This is a genomic window from Pseudomonas sp. B26(2017), assembly GCF_002113045.1.
GTDB lineage: Bacteria > Pseudomonadota > Gammaproteobacteria > Pseudomonadales > Pseudomonadaceae > Aquipseudomonas.
Window position 1 is genome coordinate 118,833 of the sequence record NZ_NEJJ01000017.1, and the last position, 19,485, is coordinate 138,317.

Annotated in this window: 15 protein-coding genes; 5 read left to right on the plus strand and 10 right to left on the minus strand. The window is 59.4% G+C overall.

The window, feature by feature from the left end; translation table 11 throughout:
* The first annotated feature begins 96 nt into the window (after positions 1 to 96).
* Genes mfd through CAF79_RS23285 form a run of 3 tightly spaced genes read left to right on the plus strand, consistent with a single transcriptional unit; the run spans position 97 to position 6,825 of the window.
* Positions 97 to 3,546, plus strand: a complete 3,450-nt coding sequence (gene mfd, locus CAF79_RS23275) for a transcription-repair coupling factor (RefSeq protein ID WP_085700502.1) — start codon at positions 97 to 99, stop codon at positions 3,544 to 3,546.
* Between the two features lie 10 nt (positions 3,547 to 3,556).
* Positions 3,557 to 4,123 carry a CsiV family protein gene (locus CAF79_RS23280; protein WP_085700503.1) on the plus strand — a complete coding sequence of 189 codons (567 nt, stop codon included), beginning with the start codon at positions 3,557 to 3,559 and terminating at the stop codon, positions 4,121 to 4,123.
* 11 nt (positions 4,124 to 4,134) lie between these two features.
* Entirely contained in the window at positions 4,135 to 6,825 is a 2,691-nt protein-coding gene (locus CAF79_RS23285) for a DEAD/DEAH box helicase (protein WP_085700504.1), read from the plus strand.
* Between the two features lie 114 nt (positions 6,826 to 6,939).
* On the opposite strand, the gene CAF79_RS23290 is transcribed toward CAF79_RS23285, so the two are convergent.
* The 3 genes from CAF79_RS23290 to CAF79_RS23300 all read right to left on the minus strand — a co-directional run bounded on the left by CAF79_RS23290 (position 6,940) and on the right by CAF79_RS23300 (position 9,567).
* A complete protein-coding gene (locus CAF79_RS23290; protein WP_085700505.1) occupies positions 6,940 to 7,677 on the minus strand; it encodes an S-methyl-5'-thioinosine phosphorylase in 738 nt (245 codons plus the stop codon).
* 13 nt (positions 7,678 to 7,690) lie between these two features.
* On the minus strand, positions 7,691 to 8,701 hold the full coding sequence (nagZ, locus tag CAF79_RS23295; protein ID WP_085700506.1) for a beta-N-acetylhexosaminidase: 1,011 nt from the start codon (positions 8,699 to 8,701) through the stop codon (positions 7,691 to 7,693).
* Between the two features lie 158 nt (positions 8,702 to 8,859).
* Positions 8,860 to 9,567: a TetR/AcrR family transcriptional regulator gene (locus tag CAF79_RS23300; RefSeq protein WP_085686822.1), complete on the minus strand. Its 708-nt coding sequence runs from the start codon at positions 9,565 to 9,567 to the stop codon at positions 8,860 to 8,862.
* A 230-nt stretch (positions 9,568 to 9,797) separates the two neighbouring features.
* Here CAF79_RS23300 and lexA point away from each other — a divergent pair, with 230 nt between their 5' ends.
* Both lexA and sulA read left to right on the plus strand, forming a co-directional pair.
* Positions 9,798 to 10,406, plus strand: a complete 609-nt coding sequence (gene lexA, locus CAF79_RS23305) for a transcriptional repressor LexA (RefSeq protein WP_007953044.1) — start codon at positions 9,798 to 9,800, stop codon at positions 10,404 to 10,406.
* A 10-nt stretch (positions 10,407 to 10,416) separates the two neighbouring features.
* Complete coding sequence (sulA, locus tag CAF79_RS23310) at positions 10,417 to 10,890, plus strand: SOS-induced cell division inhibitor SulA (protein ID WP_085700507.1); 474 nt, start codon at positions 10,417 to 10,419, stop codon at positions 10,888 to 10,890.
* 86 nt (positions 10,891 to 10,976) lie between these two features.
* On the opposite strand, the gene CAF79_RS23315 is transcribed toward sulA, so the two are convergent.
* The 7 genes from CAF79_RS23315 to CAF79_RS23350 all read right to left on the minus strand — a co-directional run bounded on the left by CAF79_RS23315 (position 10,977) and on the right by CAF79_RS23350 (position 19,424).
* Complete coding sequence (locus tag CAF79_RS23315; protein WP_007953047.1) at positions 10,977 to 11,210, minus strand: hypothetical protein; 234 nt, start codon at positions 11,208 to 11,210, stop codon at positions 10,977 to 10,979.
* Positions 11,211 to 11,316: 106 nt separating this feature from the next.
* Positions 11,317 to 11,841, minus strand: a complete 525-nt coding sequence (locus tag CAF79_RS23320) for a DUF6586 family protein (protein ID WP_085700508.1) — start codon at positions 11,839 to 11,841, stop codon at positions 11,317 to 11,319.
* Between the two features lie 171 nt (positions 11,842 to 12,012).
* Positions 12,013 to 14,643 (minus strand): type I DNA topoisomerase, encoded by a 2,631-nt coding sequence (gene topA / locus CAF79_RS23325; protein ID WP_085700509.1) that lies wholly within the window; start codon positions 14,641 to 14,643, stop codon positions 12,013 to 12,015.
* Positions 14,644 to 14,757: 114 nt separating this feature from the next.
* Positions 14,758 to 14,994 carry a DUF1653 domain-containing protein gene (locus tag CAF79_RS23330; RefSeq protein ID WP_007953059.1) on the minus strand — a complete coding sequence of 79 codons (237 nt, stop codon included), beginning with the start codon at positions 14,992 to 14,994 and terminating at the stop codon, positions 14,758 to 14,760.
* Between the two features lie 99 nt (positions 14,995 to 15,093).
* Positions 15,094 to 16,269, minus strand: a complete 1,176-nt coding sequence (gene fadA, locus CAF79_RS23335; RefSeq protein WP_085700510.1) for an acetyl-CoA C-acyltransferase FadA — start codon at positions 16,267 to 16,269, stop codon at positions 15,094 to 15,096.
* A 29-nt stretch (positions 16,270 to 16,298) separates the two neighbouring features.
* Positions 16,299 to 18,446 carry a fatty acid oxidation complex subunit alpha FadB gene (fadB, locus tag CAF79_RS23340; protein WP_085700511.1) on the minus strand — a complete coding sequence of 716 codons (2,148 nt, stop codon included), beginning with the start codon at positions 18,444 to 18,446 and terminating at the stop codon, positions 16,299 to 16,301.
* 540 nt (positions 18,447 to 18,986) lie between these two features.
* Positions 18,987 to 19,424, minus strand: a complete 438-nt coding sequence (locus tag CAF79_RS23350) for a hypothetical protein (RefSeq protein ID WP_085700512.1) — start codon at positions 19,422 to 19,424, stop codon at positions 18,987 to 18,989.
* Positions 19,425 to 19,485 lie beyond the last annotated feature (61 nt).

A 19,485-nucleotide genomic window follows, 5' to 3' on the forward strand; every position in this document is an offset into this window, starting at 1 on the left:
CAAACAGCGCAGATAGACGCATCCTGCAACTGACAGGCGGCACCGGACGCCGCTACAATTACCGACTTTGTCGCAACGCCTGGAGCTCAACCTTCCGTGCCTGTTCTGCGTCTACCGCTTCTCCCTGCCGCGGCAGGTAAACAGCACTGGGGCAACCTCCCCGGTGCCGCCCTGAGCCTGGCAATTGCCGAGGCTGCCAGCGCTGCCAAGCGCTTCACGCTGCTTTTGACCGCCGACAGCCAGAGTGCCGAACGGCTGGAGCAGGAGCTGAGCTTCTTCGCCCCGGATTTGCCAGTGCTGCATTTCCCGGACTGGGAAACCCTGCCCTACGACCTGTTCTCGCCACACCAGGACATCATCTCCCAGCGCATTGCCAGCCTTTATAGACTGCCTGAACTGGAACATGGCGTGCTGGTGGTGCCGATCACCACCGCCCTGCATCGTCTGGCGCCGACCAAATTCCTGCTCGGCAGCAGTCTGGTGCTGGATGTCGGGCAGAAGCTCGATGTCGAGCAAATGCGCTCGCGCCTGGAAGCCAGCGGCTATCGCTATGTCGACACAGTTTACGAACACGGCGAGTTCACGGTGCGTGGCGCGCTGATCGACCTTTTCCCGATGGGCAGCAAACTGCCGTATCGCATCGATCTGTTCGACGATGAAATCGAAACCCTGCGCACCTTCGATCCGGAAACCCAGCGTTCCATCGACAAGGTCGATTCGGTCAAGCTGCTGCCGGCCAAGGAATTCCCGCTGCAGAAAGAAGCGGTCACTCGCTTCAAGGCACGCTTTCGCGAGCGTTTCGACGTCGACTTCCGTCGCTGCCCGATCTTTCAGGACCTGAGCAGCGGCATCACGCCGGCCGGCATCGAGTACTACCTGCCGCTGTTCTTCGAAGAAACCTCGACCCTGTTCGATTACTTGCCGCAGGACACTCAAGTGTTCTCGCTGCCAGGCATCGAGCAAGCGGCGGAAAATTTCTGGAACGACGTACGCAATCGTTATGAAGAGCGCCGCGTCGACCCATCGCGTCCTTTATTGCCGCCGGCCGAACTTTTCCTGCCGGTGGAAGACTGTTTCGCCCGCCTGAAGAACTGGCCGCGCGTGGTCGCCAGTCAGCAGGATGTGGAAACCGGTGCCGGCCGGGAGCGCTTCCCGGCGCAGGCATTGCCGAATCTGGCGATCGAAGCCAAGGCCACGCAACCTTTGGCCGCGCTTTCGGCATTCCTCGACGAATTCCCGGGGCGCGTGCTGTTTACCGCCGAATCCGCAGGCCGTCGCGAAGTGTTGCTGGAGTTGCTGGATCGCCTGAAGCTGCGCCCGAAAACCGTCGACAGCTGGCCGGACTTCGTTGCAAGCAAGGATCGCCTGGCGATCACCATCGCCCCGCTCGACGAAGGCTTGATGCTGGATGACCCGGCGTTGGCACTGGTCGCGGAAAGCCCGCTGTTCGGCCAACGGGTGATGCAGCGTCGTCGCCGCGAAAAACGCGCCGACGCCAACAACGATGCGGTGATCAAGAACCTCACCGAGCTGCGCGAAGGCGCGCCGGTGGTGCACATCGACCACGGTGTCGGTCGCTATCTCGGCCTGACGATTCTGGAAATCGACAATCAGGCTGCCGAATTCCTGACCCTCGAATACGCCGAGAACGCCAAGCTCTATGTGCCGGTGGCCAACCTGCATCTGATCGCCCGTTACACCGGTAGCGACGATGCGCTGGCCCCGCTGCACCGCCTCGGCTCCGAGACCTGGCAGAAAGCCAAGCGCAAGGCCGCCGAGCAAGTGCGCGACGTCGCTGCCGAATTGCTTGACATCTATGCCCGCCGCGCCGCCCGCGAAGGTTATGCCTTTGCCGACCCGAAGGCCGATTACGCGACTTTCAGCGCCGGCTTCCCGTTCGAGGAGACTCCGGACCAGCAATCCACCATCGAAGCCGTGCGTGAAGACATGCTTGCGCCGAAACCGATGGATCGCCTGGTCTGCGGCGACGTCGGTTTCGGCAAGACCGAAGTGGCCATGCGCGCCGCGTTCATCGCTGTACACGGCGGCAAACAAGTGGCGATCCTGGTGCCGACCACCCTGCTCGCCCAGCAGCATTACAACAGCTTCCGCGACCGCTTCGCCGACTGGCCGGTGACCGTGGAAGTGATGAGCCGCTTCAAGTCGGCCAAGGAAGTGAACGCTGCGGTGGCCGAGCTGGCCGAAGGCAATATCGACATCGTCATCGGCACCCACAAGTTGCTGCAGGACGACGTCAAAATCAAAAACCTCGGGCTGGTGATCATCGACGAAGAGCACCGCTTCGGTGTCCGTCAGAAGGAACAGCTCAAGGCCCTGCGCAGCGAAGTCGACATTCTTACGCTGACGGCCACGCCGATTCCGCGCACGCTGAACATGGCAGTGTCGGGTATGCGCGACCTGTCGATCATCGCCACGCCGCCGGCGCGACGCCTGTCGGTGCGCACGTTCGTCATGGAGCAGAACAAGAGCACAGTCAAAGAGGCTTTGCTGCGTGAGCTGCTGCGTGGCGGCCAGGTTTACTACCTGCACAACGACGTGAAGACCATCGAGAAGTGCGCCGCCGAACTCGCCGAACTGGTGCCGGAAGCGCGGATCGGCATCGGCCACGGGCAGATGCGCGAACGCGAACTCGAACAGGTGATGAGCGACTTCTACCACAAGCGCTTCAACGTGCTGATCGCCTCGACCATCATCGAGACCGGCATCGACGTGCCGAGCGCCAACACCATCATCATCGAGCGTGCCGACAAGTTCGGCCTGGCGCAGTTGCACCAGTTGCGCGGTCGTGTTGGTCGTAGTCACCACCAGGCTTACGCCTACCTACTGACCCCGCCACGCCAGCAAATTACCGGTGATGCGGAAAAACGTCTGGAGGCAATTGCCAATACTCAGGATCTGGGTGCCGGCTTCGTGCTGGCCACCAACGATCTGGAAATCCGTGGCGCCGGCGAATTGCTGGGCGACGGTCAGAGCGGGCAGATTCAGGCTGTCGGCTTCACGCTGTACATGGAAATGCTTGAGCGCGCAGTGAAGTCGATCCGCAAGGGCGAGCAGCCGAACCTCGATCAACCGCTCGGCGGCGGCCCTGAGGTCAACCTGCGGGTGCCGGCGCTGATTCCGGAAGATTATCTGCCGGATGTTCACGCGCGCCTGATCCTGTACAAGCGCATCGCTTCGGCCACCGACGAGGAAGGCCTGAAGGATCTGCAAGTCGAGATGATCGATCGCTTCGGTCTGCTGCCGGAGCCGACCAAGAATCTGATGCGCATCACGGCGCTGAAATTGCAGGCCGAGCAGCTGGGCATCAAGAAAGTCGATGGCGGCCCGCAAGGTGGGCGCATCGAGTTCGCGGCGCAGACGCCGGTCGACCCGATGACCCTGATCAAACTGATCCAGAGCCAGCCAAAACGCTACAAATTCGAAGGCGCCACCGTGTTCAAGTTCCAGGTGCCGATGGAGCGCCCGGAAGAGCGCTTTAATACTGTGGAGGCGCTGTTTGAGCGCCTCATCCCGAAAACTGCTTGAAGGACGCCGCATGCGCCTGTTTCGCTCATTGACCTTGCTACTGACACTTGTAGCACCGACGGCGTTTGCCGATGACCTGTATCAGGTCGAAATGATTCTGGTACGCCAGAACGCCGTGCCGGCGATAGTCAGCCGCGCCGCACCGGAAGACTGGGCAGCCGGCGCCCAACGTTTAGGCGATGACAGCAAACGCACCCCGGCATTGAACGATGTTGTGAGCAAACTCAACGCCAGCGGCGAGTACAGCGTGCTGATGCACAAAGCCTGGCAGCAGACGCTGGGCGAGACTCCAGCCAAGGTCGCAGTCAGCGAAGGTCAGGAGCAGTTCGGCCAATTCCCTATCGAAGGCACCATAGAAATGAAGCTCGGGCGCTTTACCGACGTGAACGCCGACTTCTGGGTCAACCAGATCGACGCCAACGGCATGGTCACCGCCAGCGAGCGCCTGAAACAGAACAGCCACACCAAGAACGGCCAACTCAACTACCTCGACAACGGCCACCTGGCCCTGCTGATCAAAATCACTTCACTGACGGCACCCGCGCCTCGGGAAGCGCCTGAAGTCGTTCCGGACTGATCGAAGTCCTTATGCCCCCGCCCCTGAGTAAACCGCTGGCCTCCTCCTGGGTCAGCCGATTCAAGGAACAGAGCCTGGAGCGTGGCCGCCGCTACGCGCTGGAAAACCGGGTGCGATTCGTGCAGGTCGGCGACGCGACCATCACCGCCAGTTGCGAAGGCTCTGGCGGTAACGTCTACCGTCAGACGATTCACCTGCGTGAGTCGGCCAAAGGCACCCTGCTGATGGTCGACGCGACCTGCACCTGCCCGGTACACAGCAACTGCAAACATTGCGCGGCGGTGTTGCTGCAAGTGCAGGAAACCCTCGAATACCCCGCCGCCGCCAAAGACGCCGAACTGCTGGAAAAACTTCAGGCCGTGCTGGAAAACCGCAGCCCGAAGGCACCGCCGCAAGTGCTGGTGGATAACGTGCAACCGGTGCCACGCCTGTGGCTGGCGAGTGTCGAGTTCAGCGCGTTCGAACCACGCAACGGCAAGATGCAGCGCTACATCCAGCATCGCGCAGCGCTGTCCTTTAGTTACCTCGACGAATACGTCAGCGGCCAGAAGAACAGCGACATCCTGATTCGCCAGGAAGCCCAGACCCTGCGGGTGAAACGCCATCCGGACATTGAACAAAGCTACCGCGAGCAGCTGCGAATCCTCGGCTTTCGCATCGCCACCCGGCAGAGCAAGGCTCTGCCGGAAAGCGCCGGCGAACTTTATGAGATGGTCAACGACAGCGCCTGGCTGACGTTCACTCTCAATGATCTGCCGAAGCTGCGCACCCAGGGCTGGGAGCTGTTGGTCGACGATGAGTTCGGCTTCGACCTGACCGCCGTCGACGACTGGTACGCCACCGTCGAGCAGGCGCCGGAGCGGGACTGGTTCGATCTGGAGCTGGGAATCATCGTCAACGGTGAGCGCCTGAGCCTGCTGCCGATCCTGCTCAACCTGATGCGCTCGCATACGGAAATCCTCAATCCGGAACGTCTCGCCCGCCGTCGCGACGATGAACTGATTCTGGTGAACATCCCGCAACGCAACAGCGAGCATGGACCGCTGCAAGTCGCCCTGCCCCTCGGCCGGCTTAAGCCGGTGCTGGCGACCCTTGGCGAGTTCTATTTGCAGGAACCGGGCGAAACCACCCTGCGCCTGAGCAAGGCCGACGCCACGCGCCTGAATTCGCTGGAAGGCATTCCGCTGCTGTGGGAGGGTGGCGAGCAGATTCGCAGCTTCGCCCAGCGTTTGCGTGACATCCGCGATTACAGCGCCAAGCCACCCAAGGGGCTGAATGCGACACTGCGTCCTTATCAGCTCGAAGGCTTGAGCTGGATGCAGTCGCTGCGGCAACTGGAAGTCGGCGGGATTCTCGCGGATGACATGGGACTGGGCAAAACCCTACAGACTCTGGCGCACATTCTCAGCGAGAAGAACGCCGGGCGCCTGGATCGGCCGTGCATGGTGGTGATGCCTACCAGCCTGATTCCCAACTGGCTGGACGAAGCGGCGCACTTCACGCCGCAACTCAAGGTTGTCGCCCTGTACGGTGCCAGCCGTAAAAAGCATTTCGAGCATCTGGCCGAATACGACCTGATCCTCACGACCTATGCATTGCTGCCCAAGGATGTCGAACGCCTGGCGCAACAGCCGCTGCATGTACTGGTGCTGGATGAAGCGCAGTACATCAAGAACCCGAACAGCAAAGCCGCGCAGGCAGCCCGAGAATTGAACGCTCGTCAGCGTCTGTGCCTGAGCGGGACGCCGCTGGAAAATCACCTGGGCGAACTGTGGTCGCTGTTTCACTTTCTGCTGCCTGGCTGGCTCGGCGACATCAAAAGCTTCAACGCCGATTACCGCGTGCCGATCGAAAAGCGCGCGAGCGAAGTCAGACTTCAGCACCTCAACGGTCGGATCAAACCGTTCCTGTTGCGCCGCACCAAGGAACAGGTCGCGACCGAGTTGCCGCCAAAAACCGAGATCATCCATTGGGTCGAGCTCAACGAGGCTCAGCGCGACGTGTACGAAACCATGCGTCTGGCCATGGACAAGAAGGTACGCGACGAGATCACCCGCAAAGGCGTGGCGCGCAGTCAGATCATCATTCTGGAAGCACTGCTCAAACTCCGGCAGGTCTGCTGCGATTTGCGCCTGGTCAACGACGCCACCCTGCCCGCTCGCGGCAGCACCTCGGGCAAGCTCGACAGTCTGATGGAAATGCTTGAGGAATTGTTTGAGGAAGGCCGGCGGATTCTGCTGTTTTCGCAGTTCACTTCGATGCTGTCACTGATTGAGGACGAGCTGAAAAAACGCAATATCTCCTATGCGCTGCTGACGGGACAGACCCGGGATCGGCGCACACCAGTGAAGGAATTCCAGAGCGGCAAGCGTCAGATCTTTCTCATCAGCCTGAAGGCTGGCGGTGTGGGTCTGAACCTGACGGAAGCGGACACGGTGATTCATTACGATCCGTGGTGGAACCCGGCGACCGAGAATCAGGCAACTGACCGCGCGTATCGCATTGGCCAGGAGAAACCGGTTTTCGTCTACAAGATGATTGCCCGAGGCACGGTCGAGGAGAAAATTCAGCATCTGCAGCGGGAAAAATCCGACTTGGCGGCTAGCGTGCTGGACGGGCGCAAGGCCGGGGACTGGAAGTTGCAGAGTGATGATATCGAGGCGCTGTTTGCGCCGTTGCCGGACAAGTTCGACAAGCGCTGAGATCCATGTCGGCTTGCAGATCGATTCGCGGGCAAGCCCGCTCCCACAGAGATAGCGCTCAACCTGTGGGAGCGGGCTTGCCCGCAAATGACTCGACTCGGTTTTGAGCCCGAATCAGCCCTTGAGCACCCGCGCCAACGTCGACTTCACCTTGCCCATGCCGTCGTGCAACGCCTGTTCGATTTCAGCCATGGTAATCACTTCAGTGGTCTTGCCCGCTGCCGGATTCACCACCAGCGACAAGCAGGCGTAATCCAGATCCAGTTCGCGAGCCAGCGCCGCTTCCGGCATGCCGGTCATGCCGACGATGTCGCAGCCGTCACGCTCCAGTCGTACGATCTCGGCCACGGTTTCCAGACGCGGGCCCTGAGTGCAGGCGTAAACGCCTTGATCGCTGTACTCGCAACCTTCGGCAGCCAATGCAGCAATCAGTTGCTGACGCAGCGGTTCGCTGTAGGGAAAGCTGAAGTCGATGTGTGTGACATGTTCCAGGTCATCGGCGAAATAGGTGTGCTCACGACCACTGGTGTAGTCCACGATCTGATGCGGTACGCAGAAATGTCCGGTGCCCATTGCAGGATGAATCCCGCCCACGGCATTGACCGCGATGATCGCCTCGGCCCCGGCCTGCTTCAACGCCCACAGGTTGGCGCGGTAATTGACTTTGTGTGGTGGAAAGCGATGCGGATGGCCGTGGCGAGCGAGGAACAGCACTTCCTTGCCGGCGTATTCACCAATCTGAACCCCGGCCGATGGCGCGCCATAAGGCGTATCCACCGCCAGCGACTGACGAATGCTCAGGCCTTCCAGCTGGGTCAGGCCAGTGCCGCCGATGATTGCGTAAACCGTCATAGCGAAAAAATCCTTAATCGATCAGTTGAGCGTCTTTGAGTGCGCCGACAGCGGTCAGCCAGCGCGGATCCTGACGGTATTCGGTGCTGGCGAACGCCTGACCGCGCATGCGCGCGATACGCGGCGACGGCTTGACCTTCATGCGCTGCGCGGCGCTAAGGGCCAGCTCGGCGGCCGCGCGGTCATTGCAAACCAGACCCATGTCGCAACCGGCACTCAGCGCCGCCTCGATACGACTGGCAGCATCGCCGACCACATGCGCGCCAGCCATCGACAGATCATCGCTAAAGATCACGCCGTCGAACTGCAACTCGCCACGCAGGATGTCCTGCAACCAGCGCCGGGAGAATCCGGCGGGCTGTGCGTCGACTTGCGGGTAAATAACGTGGGCCGGCATGACGGCGGCCAAATGCTTGCTGAGCCTGGCGAACGGCACGAGGTCGTTGGCGCGGATCTCTTCAAGACTACGCTCGTCGTTGGGGATTGCGACGTGGGAATCGGCTTCCGCCCAGCCATGGCCGGGAAAATGCTTGCCGGTGGCGGCCATGCCGGCGCTGTTCATGCCTTTTATAAACGCACCGGCGAGCAGCGCGGCACGCTCCGGATCGCCTTCGAACGAACGGGTACCGACAACGGCACTGCGCTGGTAATCCAGATCCAGCACCGGCGCGAAGCTCAAGTCGAGGCCAACGGCCAGAACCTCAGTAGCCATGATCCAGCCGCATTGCTCGGCCAGGTATTCGGCATTTGGATTGTCAGCGATGGCGCGCATGGCCGGCAGGCGTATGAAGCCCTGACGCAGACGCTGGACGCGGCCGCCTTCCTGATCCACCGCCAATAGCAAGTCCGGACGAATGGCACGGATTGCGGCGCTCAGCTCGCGCACCTGGCGCGGATGCTCGATATTGCGGGCAAAAATGATCAAGCCGCCCACTTCGGGCTGGCGCAACAATTGGCGATCTTCGGCCGTCAGCCAGGTACCGGCGACGTCCACCATCAACGAGCCTTGCAGGCCAGCAGTCATAGAAATTCCTTGAAAACGAAAAACCCGTCTCCCACGAAATCACCGCCAGAGGCATGGCCCGGCGGATCGGTGATTTCAATGAGAAACGGGTTCAGGACGAGAGTCGACATGGGCGGCTAGCTTAGCGGATGTCAGCTGCCGCGCCCACCCATGGACGGTTAAACCTTGGCAGGTGTCGGCGCAGACTTGCTGCGTGGTCGCAACTGCGCGGTAGCCATTGCAGTGTCAGTGACGCCGGTTTCGGCACGCATGCCGGCTGCCAGGAACGGCACCATCAGACGCATCACCTGCTCGATGGAAGTGTTGACACCGAAATCGGTCTCGGCAATCGCGCGCAAGGCCTTGATCCCCGACATGCTGAATGCTGCGGCACCGAGCATGAAGTGCACGCGCCAGAACAGTTCGATCGGAGGAATACGCGGGGCAGCTTCGTTTACCAGCAACATGTAGCGACGGAAAACCTTTCCGTACATGTCTTCCAGATACCGACGCAAGTGGCCTTGACTCTGACTGAATGCAAGCCCCAGCAAACGCATGAAAATCGACAGATCGTTGCCGCTGCGTGGCTGTACCACCAGTGCTTGCTCGACGAGGATTTCCAGCAGCTCTTCGAGCGAAGGCTTGTTCTCTGGCTTGGCCTGGCGGCGTTCCAGCTCTTTGTCGAGGCTGATGCAGAACGGACCGAGGAAGCGCGAGAAAACCGCCTGAATCAGCGCCTTCTTCGACCCAAAGTGATAGTTCACCGCAGCGAGGTTGACCCCTGCCTTGCTGGTGATCAGACGCAATGAGGTTTCAGCGAAACCTTTTTCCGCGAACAGCTGTTCTGCAGCATCAAGAATGCGTTCAACGGTTTCCGACTGGGCCATGGCTACTCCGCCTGACAAACACTTGTTTGAAACATACGTTTCAGCCTATGCCTTGTCAAGCCTGCCAGTTCGTTTTGGGAATGGTCGGTCAGATATTTAACCACAACAAGGACGCCACATTAATCAGCGTCGTCACTGACCGTCCGGCGGCATGGCAAAAAACGATCATTGCCAAGCCCGCTTCACTGTATATAATCCCAGTCACTGTATAAAAAGACAGAGCGATCAATATGCTTAAGCTGACGCCACGCCAAGCCGAGATTCTGGCCTTTATCAAACGCTGCCTCGAAGACAACGGCTACCCGCCGACCCGCGCGGAAATCGCTCAGGAACTGGGTTTCAAATCGCCGAACGCGGCAGAAGAGCACCTCAAGGCGCTCGCCCGCAAAGGCGCGATCGAGATGACACCAGGCGCCTCTCGCGGTATTCGCATCCCCGGCTTCGAAGCCAAGGTCGACGAATCCACCCTGCCGATCATCGGCCGAGTGGCTGCCGGTGCGCCGATTCTTGCCCAGCAACACATCGAAGAATCCTGCAACATCAATCCGGCCTTCTTTCATCCACGCGCCGACTATCTGTTGCGCGTCCATGGCATGAGCATGAAGGACATCGGCATTTTCGACGGTGACCTGCTGGCGGTTCACACCACCCGCGAGGCACGCAACGGTCAGATCGTGGTTGCACGGATCGGCGACGAAGTCACCGTCAAACGCTTCAAGCGTGACGGCAGCAAAGTCTGGCTGATTGCCGAAAACCCCGAGTTTGCCCCTATCGAAGTCAACCTGAAAGACCAGGAACTGGTCATCGAAGGCTTGAGTGTCGGCGTCATCCGCCGCTAAAGGAGGCTTTATGCAGTTCCCACACGCACCTCAGCAAACACAACTGCCGTTGTTCGAAGCGTTTCTGGGGCAACCGCTCGCCCCCATCCTCAAGGATGTCGTCGAACGTCCGTGGAATACCGAACCCGAAGCCTTCAGCGAGCTTTCACTGCGCGGCGCGGCCGGGAACTGCCTGAGCCTGCTGGCCCCGATTCTTCGCGAACTGAGCGACGATCAGGACGCACGCTGGCTGACCCTGATTGCACCGCCTGCCAGCCTGACCCAGACTTGGCTGCGGGATGCCGGATTGAATCGCGAACGCATCCTGCTGTTACAACCCCGTGGCGCTCAAAGCGCTCAGCAGCTGGCCTGTGAAGCATTACGCCTGGGTCGCAGCCACACGGTCGTCACATGGTTGAATCCACTGAGCGCAGGCGCACGGCAACAGTTGATCAGCGCCGCCCGCACCGGTGACGCTCAAAGCCTGAATATTCGCTTGGGGTGATTCAGCAACAACGCGCGCCACGTAAAGCGCAGGGCTTCTCCAAGGATAGAGAAGCCGATCTGTAGCAGTAACTGACAGACAGCAGATCAGTGAAGAACGCGCGGTCCCTCATCCTTGTCGAATTCGCCTTCAACCATACGCCCCGCCATTTGCACACCGACGCTCAACATCGCCTTGGCAATTTCAACGTGCTGGCCCTGCAGAAACGCCTTGGCATCCTCGGAGAAATCCAGAGTCACCAGAGAACCCTCGTCCTCAGCCCTGCGCAGTTCGATTCGGCCGTCTGGTAGCTCGACAATTTCTAGAAAGGACGTTGGCATATAGGTCTGTTCTCCACGAAAGGCAGGGATTATATAGACATCATTCAGGCTTCGCTCGGGATCTTGACCAGCAGCACGCCTCTCGTCGCCGCCAGTCCAGAGCCCCTCAGCACTCGTTCAAGCCTTCACGGAAGCGGATCGCCAGCCCCTTGAGGTTCTGCCGCCAGCTCTCGAGCTCTTCGCGGCTCAGCTCTTCAACTGCCTCTTCCTCATCCAGACTCACCGCCTGAATCAACGGCTGCGTCACATCACCTTTCGGTTTATGTGGAACCCGAGGTGGCTGAAACAGCGCCGAGTGCGCAGCCAGCAATTTAGCCAGCCAGGTCTCTGAATTGCTTGCCAGCTCAATCATCTCTGCCAGCTCAGGGATGGCAATCGACTCCAGCACTTCACGGGTCAACAAGGCTTCCGCCCGCGACGCATTGGCTTGCGGCAGACGATAGAAGCCCGCGATTTCATGACACAACCCCAACAATGCACCATAGAGATGAAACAGTGCGGACTCGCGCCCGGCCTGAATCAGCGCCAGCGAATTCATCGCCCGCCCCTCTTCGGCCCTGGCCAGCGCTTCCAGCGACAAACCCGCGAAATAGATCTTCTGATTGGTACGGGTATAGAGTTCGTGGGCCATGTCGGCACTCTCCACAACGAAATAATTGCTTCACACAGGCCGGACAGTGTCATGGATCAGCCGATCCGACCGCAAGCATTAAACAAAAAGGCCGCATGAAAACCCGAAGGTTGTCATGCGGCCTTTTGAATTGAAGATGCCCGATCAGCGCACCTTCAGTTCAGCGTTTGCTCAAGCCTTGGCTTTTGCCGGACGCTTGTCTTCGACCGTCCACTTGCCACCATCGAAGAACGCTTTCCAGCCTGTTGGCTTGCCGTCGACTTCGGTCTGAACGTATTGTTCCTTGGTCTTGCGGCTGTAGCGGATCACGGCTGGCAAGCCATCCGGATCCTTCTGCGGCGCTTCGCACAGGAAGTGGTACTTCGGATCGATTTCGTCCTTGTGCGGCAGAATCTCGATCACCAGCGGAGCACGGGTCTCGCGGTTTTTCGGGAACTGGCTGGCCGCCAGGAACAGGCCGGACGCACCGTCGCGCAGAATGTAGGTGTCATTGACCTTCTCGCATTTCAGCTCGGGCATCTTCACCGGATCCATCTTCGGCGGCGCCGCATCACCGCTTTTCAGCAGTTTGCGGGTGTTCTTGCACGTCGGGTTGGTACAACCGAAGAACTTGCCGAAACGGCCGGTCTTGAGCTGCATCTCGCTGCCGCACTTGTCGCATTCCAGGCTCGGGCCTTCGTAGCCCTTGATGCGATAGCTGCCTTCTTCGATTTCGTAGCCGGCGCAATCCGGGTTGTTACCGCAGATGTGCAGCTTGCGTTTCTCGTCGAGCAGGTAGGCGTCCATTGCTGTACTGCAGATCGGGCAACGATGCTTGCCGCGCAGTACCAAGGATTCCGACTCACCCTCGTCATCCGCAGCGATTTCATCGCCCGGCACCAGGTTGACGGTGGCCTTGCAGCGCTCTTTCGGCGGCAGGCTGTAACCCGAGCAGCCGAGGAACACGCCAGTCGACGCAGTACGAATCTGCATCGGACGGCCGCAGGTGGTGCACGGAATATCGGTCATCACCGGCTGGTTGGCACGCATGCCGGCTTCCGGATTCTCCGCCACTTCAAGTTTTTTCTTGAAGTCGCCGTAGAACTCGTCCAGCACGTTCTTCCAATCGCGCTCGCCCTGCGCCACGTCATCGAGGTTCTCTTCCATGCCGGCGGTGAAACCGTAGTCCATGAGGTTCGAGAAGCTTTCAGACAGACGCTCGGTAACGATATCGCCCATCTTTTCCGAATAGAAACGACGGTTGTGCAGGGTCACATAGCCGCGATCCTGAATGGTCGAGATGATCGCTGCGTAAGTCGAAGGACGACCGATGCCGCGCTTTTCCATTTCCTTCACCAGGCTGGCTTCCGAATAACGGGCCGGCGGCTTGGTGAAGTGCTGGGACGGATCGAGCTTGATCAACGTCATCACGTCGCCCTGAGCCATGTCCGGCAGAACGTCATCGTCACCAGGCTTGGTGATTTGCGGCAGCACGCGGGTGTAACCATCGAACTTCAGAATGCGGCCCTTGGCGCGCAGCTCGAAGTCGCCGGCAGCGACGCTGACGGTGGTCGACAGGTATTGCGCCGGCAGCATCTGGCAAGCCAGGAACTGGCGCCAGATCAGCTCGTAAAGGCGCTCAGCGTCGCGCTCCATGCCGGCCAGCTTGGCTGGCGTGGTGTTGGCGTCAGATGGACGAATCGCTTCGTGAGCCTCTTGTGCGCCTTCCTTGCTGCTGTAGACGTTCGGCGACTCCGGCAGGTATTTCTTGCCGAACTCGGTTTCGATGTAATCGCGCGCCATCGCCACGGCATCGGCCGAGAGGTTGGTCGAGTCGGTACGCATATAGGTGATGTAGCCGGCTTCGTAGAGACGCTGGGCCATCATCATGGTTTTCTTCACACCGAAGCCCAGTCGATTGCTCGCGGCCTGCTGCAGTGTGGAAGTAATGAACGGTGCCGACGGCTTGCTGCTGGTCGGTTTGTCTTCACGCTTGACGATGCTGTAGCTAGAGGACTTGAGCTTCTCCAGCGCGGCCGTCGCCTGCGCTTCGTTCAACGGCTTGAAGGCTTCGCCTTTCTCGCGAGCGACTTCGAAACGCACGGTCGAACCTTTGGCAGTGCCAAGGTCGGCATGCACTTCCCAGTACTCTTCCGGGTTGAACGCGCGGATCTCACGCTCACGCTCGACCACCAGTTTCACGGCAACCGATTGCACGCGACCGGCGGACAGGCCACGGGCGATCTTCGCCCACAACAGCGGCGAGACCATGTAGCCGACGACGCGGTCGAGGAAGCGACGAGCCTGCTGTGCATTCACTCGATCGATGTCGAGTTCGCCCGGCTCCGAGAAGGCTTCCTGAATCGCCTTCTTGGTGATTTCGTTGAACACCACACGCTTGTAGCGGCTGTCATCACCACCGATGGCTTCGCGCAGGTGCCAGGCAATGGCTTCCCCCTCGCGATCCAAGTCGGTTGCGAGATAGATGGTGTCAGCATCCTTGGCGAGCCGGCGCAGCTCTTCGATGACTTTTTCCTTGCCCGGGAGGATCTCGTACTTGGCTTTCCAGCCGTGCTCGGGATCGACGCCCATGCGCGAGACCAGCTGCTTGCGTGCCTTCTCTTTCGGCGACAGCGCTGGCGCTTCGCCCGCAGCAGCCTTGCCGCGCTTGGCGGCTGGCTCCTTGCTGGCGCTAGCCGAACCGCTGGTGGGCAGGTCTCGGATATGGCCGATACTCGACTTCACCACGTATTGGTTGCCCAGATACTTGTTGATGGTCTTGGCCTTAGCCGGGGATTCCACAATGACCAGCGATTTGCCCATGGATCAGAAAATTCCTGAATTCTAGAAGTGAAAGGCGGTTGGCGCCTGACGCGGCACCGCTATATATAGTGGCTACAAGGTGAGGTCAAGCGCAGGGTTTTGCGCGCACTCGCCTTACGGCTTCGAAAAAAGGCTCGGTTCGGCTTGCACCAAAGCAAAGCGTGGGACCTGCTCCCCGTCAACCTCGACCGACTCCAGGAACATGCTCAAGGGACGTACCCAGAAGCCGTAATCGCCATACAGGGCTTGGTAAAAGACCACTTCTTCTTCGGTCTCCGAATGCCGCGCGACACTGAATACGCGGTACTGCGGACCTTTGTAATGTTGGTAGAGCCCAGGTTGTATCGGCATGCTTCGGCCCTCACTCAAATTTTTTCAAAATAAAAACAAAAATAAATCCGCAAAAACAAAAACCGGGGCACTTGGCCCCGGCTTCCATCGACGAGACGCTTAAACGCGTTCGAAGACGGTGGAAATGCCCTGGCCGAGGCCAATGCACATGGTGGACACCCCGAAGGTGCCGCCATTCTGCTTCATCACATTCAGCAAGGTGCCGGAAATACGGGCACCGGAGCAACCGAACGGATGACCCAGGGCGATCGCGCCGCCGTGCAGGTTAACCTTCTCATTCATCTTGTCGAGCACTTTCAGGTCTTTCAGCACTGGCAGGGCCTGTGCGGCGAACGCTTCGTTGAGCTCGAAGAAGTCGATATCGTTGATACCCAGGCCCGCACGTTTCAGTGCTTTCTGAGTTGCCGGTACCGGACCATAACCCATGATGGCCGGGTCGACACCAGCTACCGCCATCGAACGAATCACCGCCATAGGCTGGATGCCCAGGTCCTGTGCACGCTGTGCCGACATCACGATCATGCACGAAGCACCATCGGTGATCTGCGATGAAGTACCAGCAGTCACGGTGCCGCCCTTTGGATTGAACGCCGGCTTGAGAGCCGCCAGACTTTCCAGGGTGGTTTCCGGACGAATGGTTTCGTCGTAGTCGAAGGTTTTCAGGAAACCGTTCTCGTCGTAACCCTGCATCGGGATGATTTCGTCCTTGAACTTGCCTTCCACAGTCGCCTTGTGGGCCAACTGATGGGAACGCACGCCAAAGGCGTCCTGCTGTTCGCGAGTGATGCCGTGCATTTTTCCCAGCATTTCGGCGGTCAGGCCCATCATGCCCGAGGCTTTCGCCGCGTACAGGGACATGTGCGGGTTCGGATCGACACCGTGCATCATGCTCACGTGACCCATATGCTCGACGCCGCCAACCACGAAAACGTCACCGTTGCCGGTCATGATCGCTTGCGCAGCGGTGTGCAGGGCGCTCATCGACGACCCACACAGACGGCTGACGGTCTGGCCGGCCGAAGTGTGCGGGATCTGGGTCATCAGCGACGCCATGCGCGCGATGTTCCAGCCCTGCTCCAGGGTCTGGTTCACACAGCCCCAGATCACGTCCTCGACTTCTGCAGGATCGACCTTGGTGTTGCGTTCCAGCAGCTTGCTGATCAGGTGCGCCGACATGTCTTCAGCGCGGGTGTTGCGGTGCATGCCGCCCTTGGAGCGGCCCATCGGAGTACGACCGAAGTCGACAATCACGACGTCTCTAGGATTCAAGCTCATAAGTTCACTCTCACTCTAGTTGGGGGCGCTTAACCGAAGAAGCTCTGGCCGTTCTTGGCCATTTCGCGCAGCTTCGCGGTCGGGTGGTACAGCGCGCCCAAATCAGCGTACTGGTCGGCCAGGGCAACGAACTCGGCAACACCGATCGAGTCGATGTAGCGCAGCGCACCGCCACGGAATGGAGGGAAACCAATACCGTAAACCAGACCCATGTCGGCTTCGGCGGCGGTTTCGACGATGCCGTCTTCCAGGCAACGCACGGTTTCCAGGCACAGCGGGATCATCATCCAGTTGATGATGTCTTCGTCAGTGACTTCTCGCTGCTCGTAGATGATCGGCTTGAGCACTTCCAGCACCGACGGATCGGCGACTTTCTTCTGCTTGCCTTTCTTGTCGGCCTCGTAGGCATAGAAGCCCTTGCCGTTCTTCTGGCCCAGACGCTTGGCTTCGTAAAGCACGTCGATGGCCGAGCGACGGTCGTCCTTCATGCGATCCGGGAAGCCTTCGGCCATCACGTCACGACCATGGTGACCGGTGTCGATGCCGACCACGTCCATCAGGTACGCCGGGCCCATCGGCCAGCCGAATTTTTCCATGATCTTGTCGATACGGACGAAGTCCACACCGGCGCTGACCAGCTTGGCGAAACCACCAAAGTACGGGAACAGTACGCGGTTGACCAGGAAGCCCGGGCAGTCGTTGACGACGATCGGGTTCTTGCCCATTTTCTTGGCGTAGGCAACGGTGGTGGCAATCGCCTGCTCGCTGGACTTCTCGCCGCGGATCACTTCCACCAGCGGCATCATGTGCACCGGGTTGAAGAAGTGCATGCCGACGAAGTTTTCCGGACGCTTGAGCGCCTTGGCCAGCAGGCTGATGGAAATGGTCGAGGTGTTGGACGCGAGGATGGTGTCCTCTTTGACCTTCTCTTCGACTTCCGCCAGAACGGCTTGCTTGACCTTCGGATTCTCGACCACGGCTTCAACAACCAGGTCGACGTGCCCGAAATCGCCGTAGGACAGGGTCGGACGAATGCCGTTGAGCACTTCAGCCATTTTCGCGGCGGTCATGCGGCCTTTATCAACGCGGCCAACCAGCAGCTTGGCGGCTTCAGCCAGACCTTGCTCGATGCCGTGCTCGTTGATGTCCTTCATCAGGATCGGCGTACCTTTGGAAGCCGACTGATAGGCGATACCGCCACCCATGATGCCGGCGCCCAGTACGGCAGCCTGCTTCACGTCCTTGGCGATTTCGTCGTAGGCCTTGGCCTTTTTCTTCAGCTCCTGATCGTTCAGGAACAGACCGATCAAACTCTGCGCGGCAGAGGTCTTGGCCAGCTTCACGAAACCTGCTGCTTCGACTTCCAGCGCCTTGTCGCGGCCGAAGTTCGCGGCTTTCTGGATGGTCTTGATCGCTTCAACCGGGGCCGGGTAGTTCGGACCCGCCTGGCCAGCCACGAAACCTTTGGCAGTTTCGAAGGCCATCATTTGTTCAATGGCGTTCAGCTTGAGCTTTTCCAGCTTAGGCTGGCGCTTGGCCTTAAAGTCGAACTCGCCGGAGACGGCGCGCTTGATCAGCTCAAGGGCGGCATCGTGCAGTTTTTCAGGAGCAACCACGGCATCGACGGCGCCGACCTTCAGCGCGTCCTCAGGACGGTTTTCCTTGCCGGCGGCAATCCACTCGATGGCGTTGTCGGCACCGATCAGGCGCGGCAGACGAACGGTACCACCGAAGCCCGGGTAGATGCCCAGCTTGACTTCCGGCAGACCGATCTTGGCCTTGGTCGACATGACGCGGTAGTCCGCTGCCAGGCACATTTCCAGACCGCCACCCAGGGCGATGCCGTTGATCGCGGCTACGGTCGGAACGTTGAGGTCTTCGAAATCGCTGAAGATCTTGTTGGCTTCGAGATTGCCAGCAACCAGCTCGGCATCCGGCAGCTTGAAGTTGTCGACAAATTCGGTGATGTCGGCGCCGACGATGAACACGTCCTTGCCACTGCTGACGATCACGCCCTTGATCGAAGCATCTGCCTTGATGGTGTCTACGGCCTGACGCAGTTCGTTCAGGGTAAGACGGTTGAACTTGTTGACGGACTCACCCTTGAGGTCGAATTTCAATTCGACGATGCCACTTTCAAGAGCTTTAACCGTGATGGCTTTACCTTCGTAAATCATCAACTGATCTCCACGATATGGAAGCTGAACAGTACACGTCGGACGCAGGCAAATGGCTCGGCAGGACGTTTTCTCGTCGATGCTGACACCCATCCACCCGGCACACCCGCCAACGCGATAGTCGGGATTCTGTAGGAGCAGTCTGCAATACAAACGCTCAATTCATACGCCCGTTTGATTTGGGTACGCCACCTTCACGGAATTTCCGACAATTGTCAATCGCCCAAAATACGGGTTGAAATGCGACTTTGCGGTCATTTCCGTAGGACGCAGCCCGGCCACACACGCTCGCATGTGAGGGCATTCATAAGATTAATAGTTAGAAAATTCGCCCTAATTCACCGCAAGCCTTGTTTAACAGGCTACGCTGGCTGGACTACGAAGGAAAACAGGCGCACGTTTGCTGACCGGATCACACCGGATCAACGCCAAAAAGAATTTCCGGCCTGCCTGGCCAACCCCGCCCGATGAATCATGTCGGGCTTTTTATTGCGCGTCTGCCAGACGTTTCGCACCGTTGCAGCGCGAAAAGTCCGCGAGTCATGCCAGCGCTTTGAGCGTTGCATCGATTTCCAGCAAAACCGACGCGTCACCCTTCTCGCCCCAATAGAGCGCAATCATCTGCTTGTCGGCTTCGACCTTGAAAACGTTGCCCGGCAATTTTTCGAAATGATTCATCAGCAGCGGATCTTCACAGACTTCCTGCCACTGATTGACCCACACGCCCGGAGATTTCTGCCAATAGGTCCAGCACACCGGCTGCTTGCCGCGCCGTGGCCGATGGTATTGCGCACACGGGTTTGGCGGCTCCTGGCTCAGCCAATGTGGCCACTCCTGCGGCGCCAGTTGCATGGCCAGCCCGATACGTCGGGCCTCCGTGCGCAAGGCTATCCGTCCACTTTGTGCACGGGACGGACGCAACCACGCCAGCGGACTCAACACCACCAGCAGGATTGACACCACCAGCCAGACCGTCATATCTCTACTCCCGAATTTGAACGAGCCCATTGCGTCACTTTGGAACCAATGCGCTTGAAAC

Excerpts from the sequence above, each read along its gene's own strand:
- CAF79_RS23300 (WP_085686822.1), bottom strand. The coding sequence starts at position 9,567 with ATGGCCCAGTCGGAAACCGTTGAACGCATTCTTGATGCTGCAGAACAG.
- sulA (WP_085700507.1), top strand. The coding sequence starts at position 10,417 with ATGCAGTTCCCACACGCACCTCAGCAAACACAACTGCCGTTGTTCGAA.
- CAF79_RS23290 (WP_085700505.1), bottom strand. The coding sequence starts at position 7,677 with ATGACGGTTTACGCAATCATCGGCGGCACTGGCCTGACCCAGCTGGAA.
- CAF79_RS23285 (WP_085700504.1), top strand. The coding sequence starts at position 4,135 with ATGCCCCCGCCCCTGAGTAAACCGCTGGCCTCCTCCTGGGTCAGCCGA.
- fadA (WP_085700510.1), bottom strand. The coding sequence starts at position 16,269 with ATGAGCTTGAATCCTAGAGACGTCGTGATTGTCGACTTCGGTCGTACT.
- nagZ (WP_085700506.1), bottom strand. The coding sequence starts at position 8,701 with ATGACTGCTGGCCTGCAAGGCTCGTTGATGGTGGACGTCGCCGGTACC.
- CAF79_RS23350 (WP_085700512.1), bottom strand. The coding sequence starts at position 19,424 with ATGACGGTCTGGCTGGTGGTGTCAATCCTGCTGGTGGTGTTGAGTCCG.
- CAF79_RS23330 (WP_007953059.1), bottom strand. The coding sequence starts at position 14,994 with ATGCCGATACAACCTGGGCTCTACCAACATTACAAAGGTCCGCAGTAC.
- CAF79_RS23280 (WP_085700503.1), top strand. The coding sequence starts at position 3,557 with ATGCGCCTGTTTCGCTCATTGACCTTGCTACTGACACTTGTAGCACCG.
- CAF79_RS23315 (WP_007953047.1), bottom strand. The coding sequence starts at position 11,210 with ATGCCAACGTCCTTTCTAGAAATTGTCGAGCTACCAGACGGCCGAATC.
- lexA (WP_007953044.1), top strand. The coding sequence starts at position 9,798 with ATGCTTAAGCTGACGCCACGCCAAGCCGAGATTCTGGCCTTTATCAAA.
- CAF79_RS23320 (WP_085700508.1), bottom strand. The coding sequence starts at position 11,841 with ATGGCCCACGAACTCTATACCCGTACCAATCAGAAGATCTATTTCGCG.
- topA (WP_085700509.1), bottom strand. The coding sequence starts at position 14,643 with ATGGGCAAATCGCTGGTCATTGTGGAATCCCCGGCTAAGGCCAAGACC.
- fadB (WP_085700511.1), bottom strand. The coding sequence starts at position 18,446 with ATGATTTACGAAGGTAAAGCCATCACGGTTAAAGCTCTTGAAAGTGGC.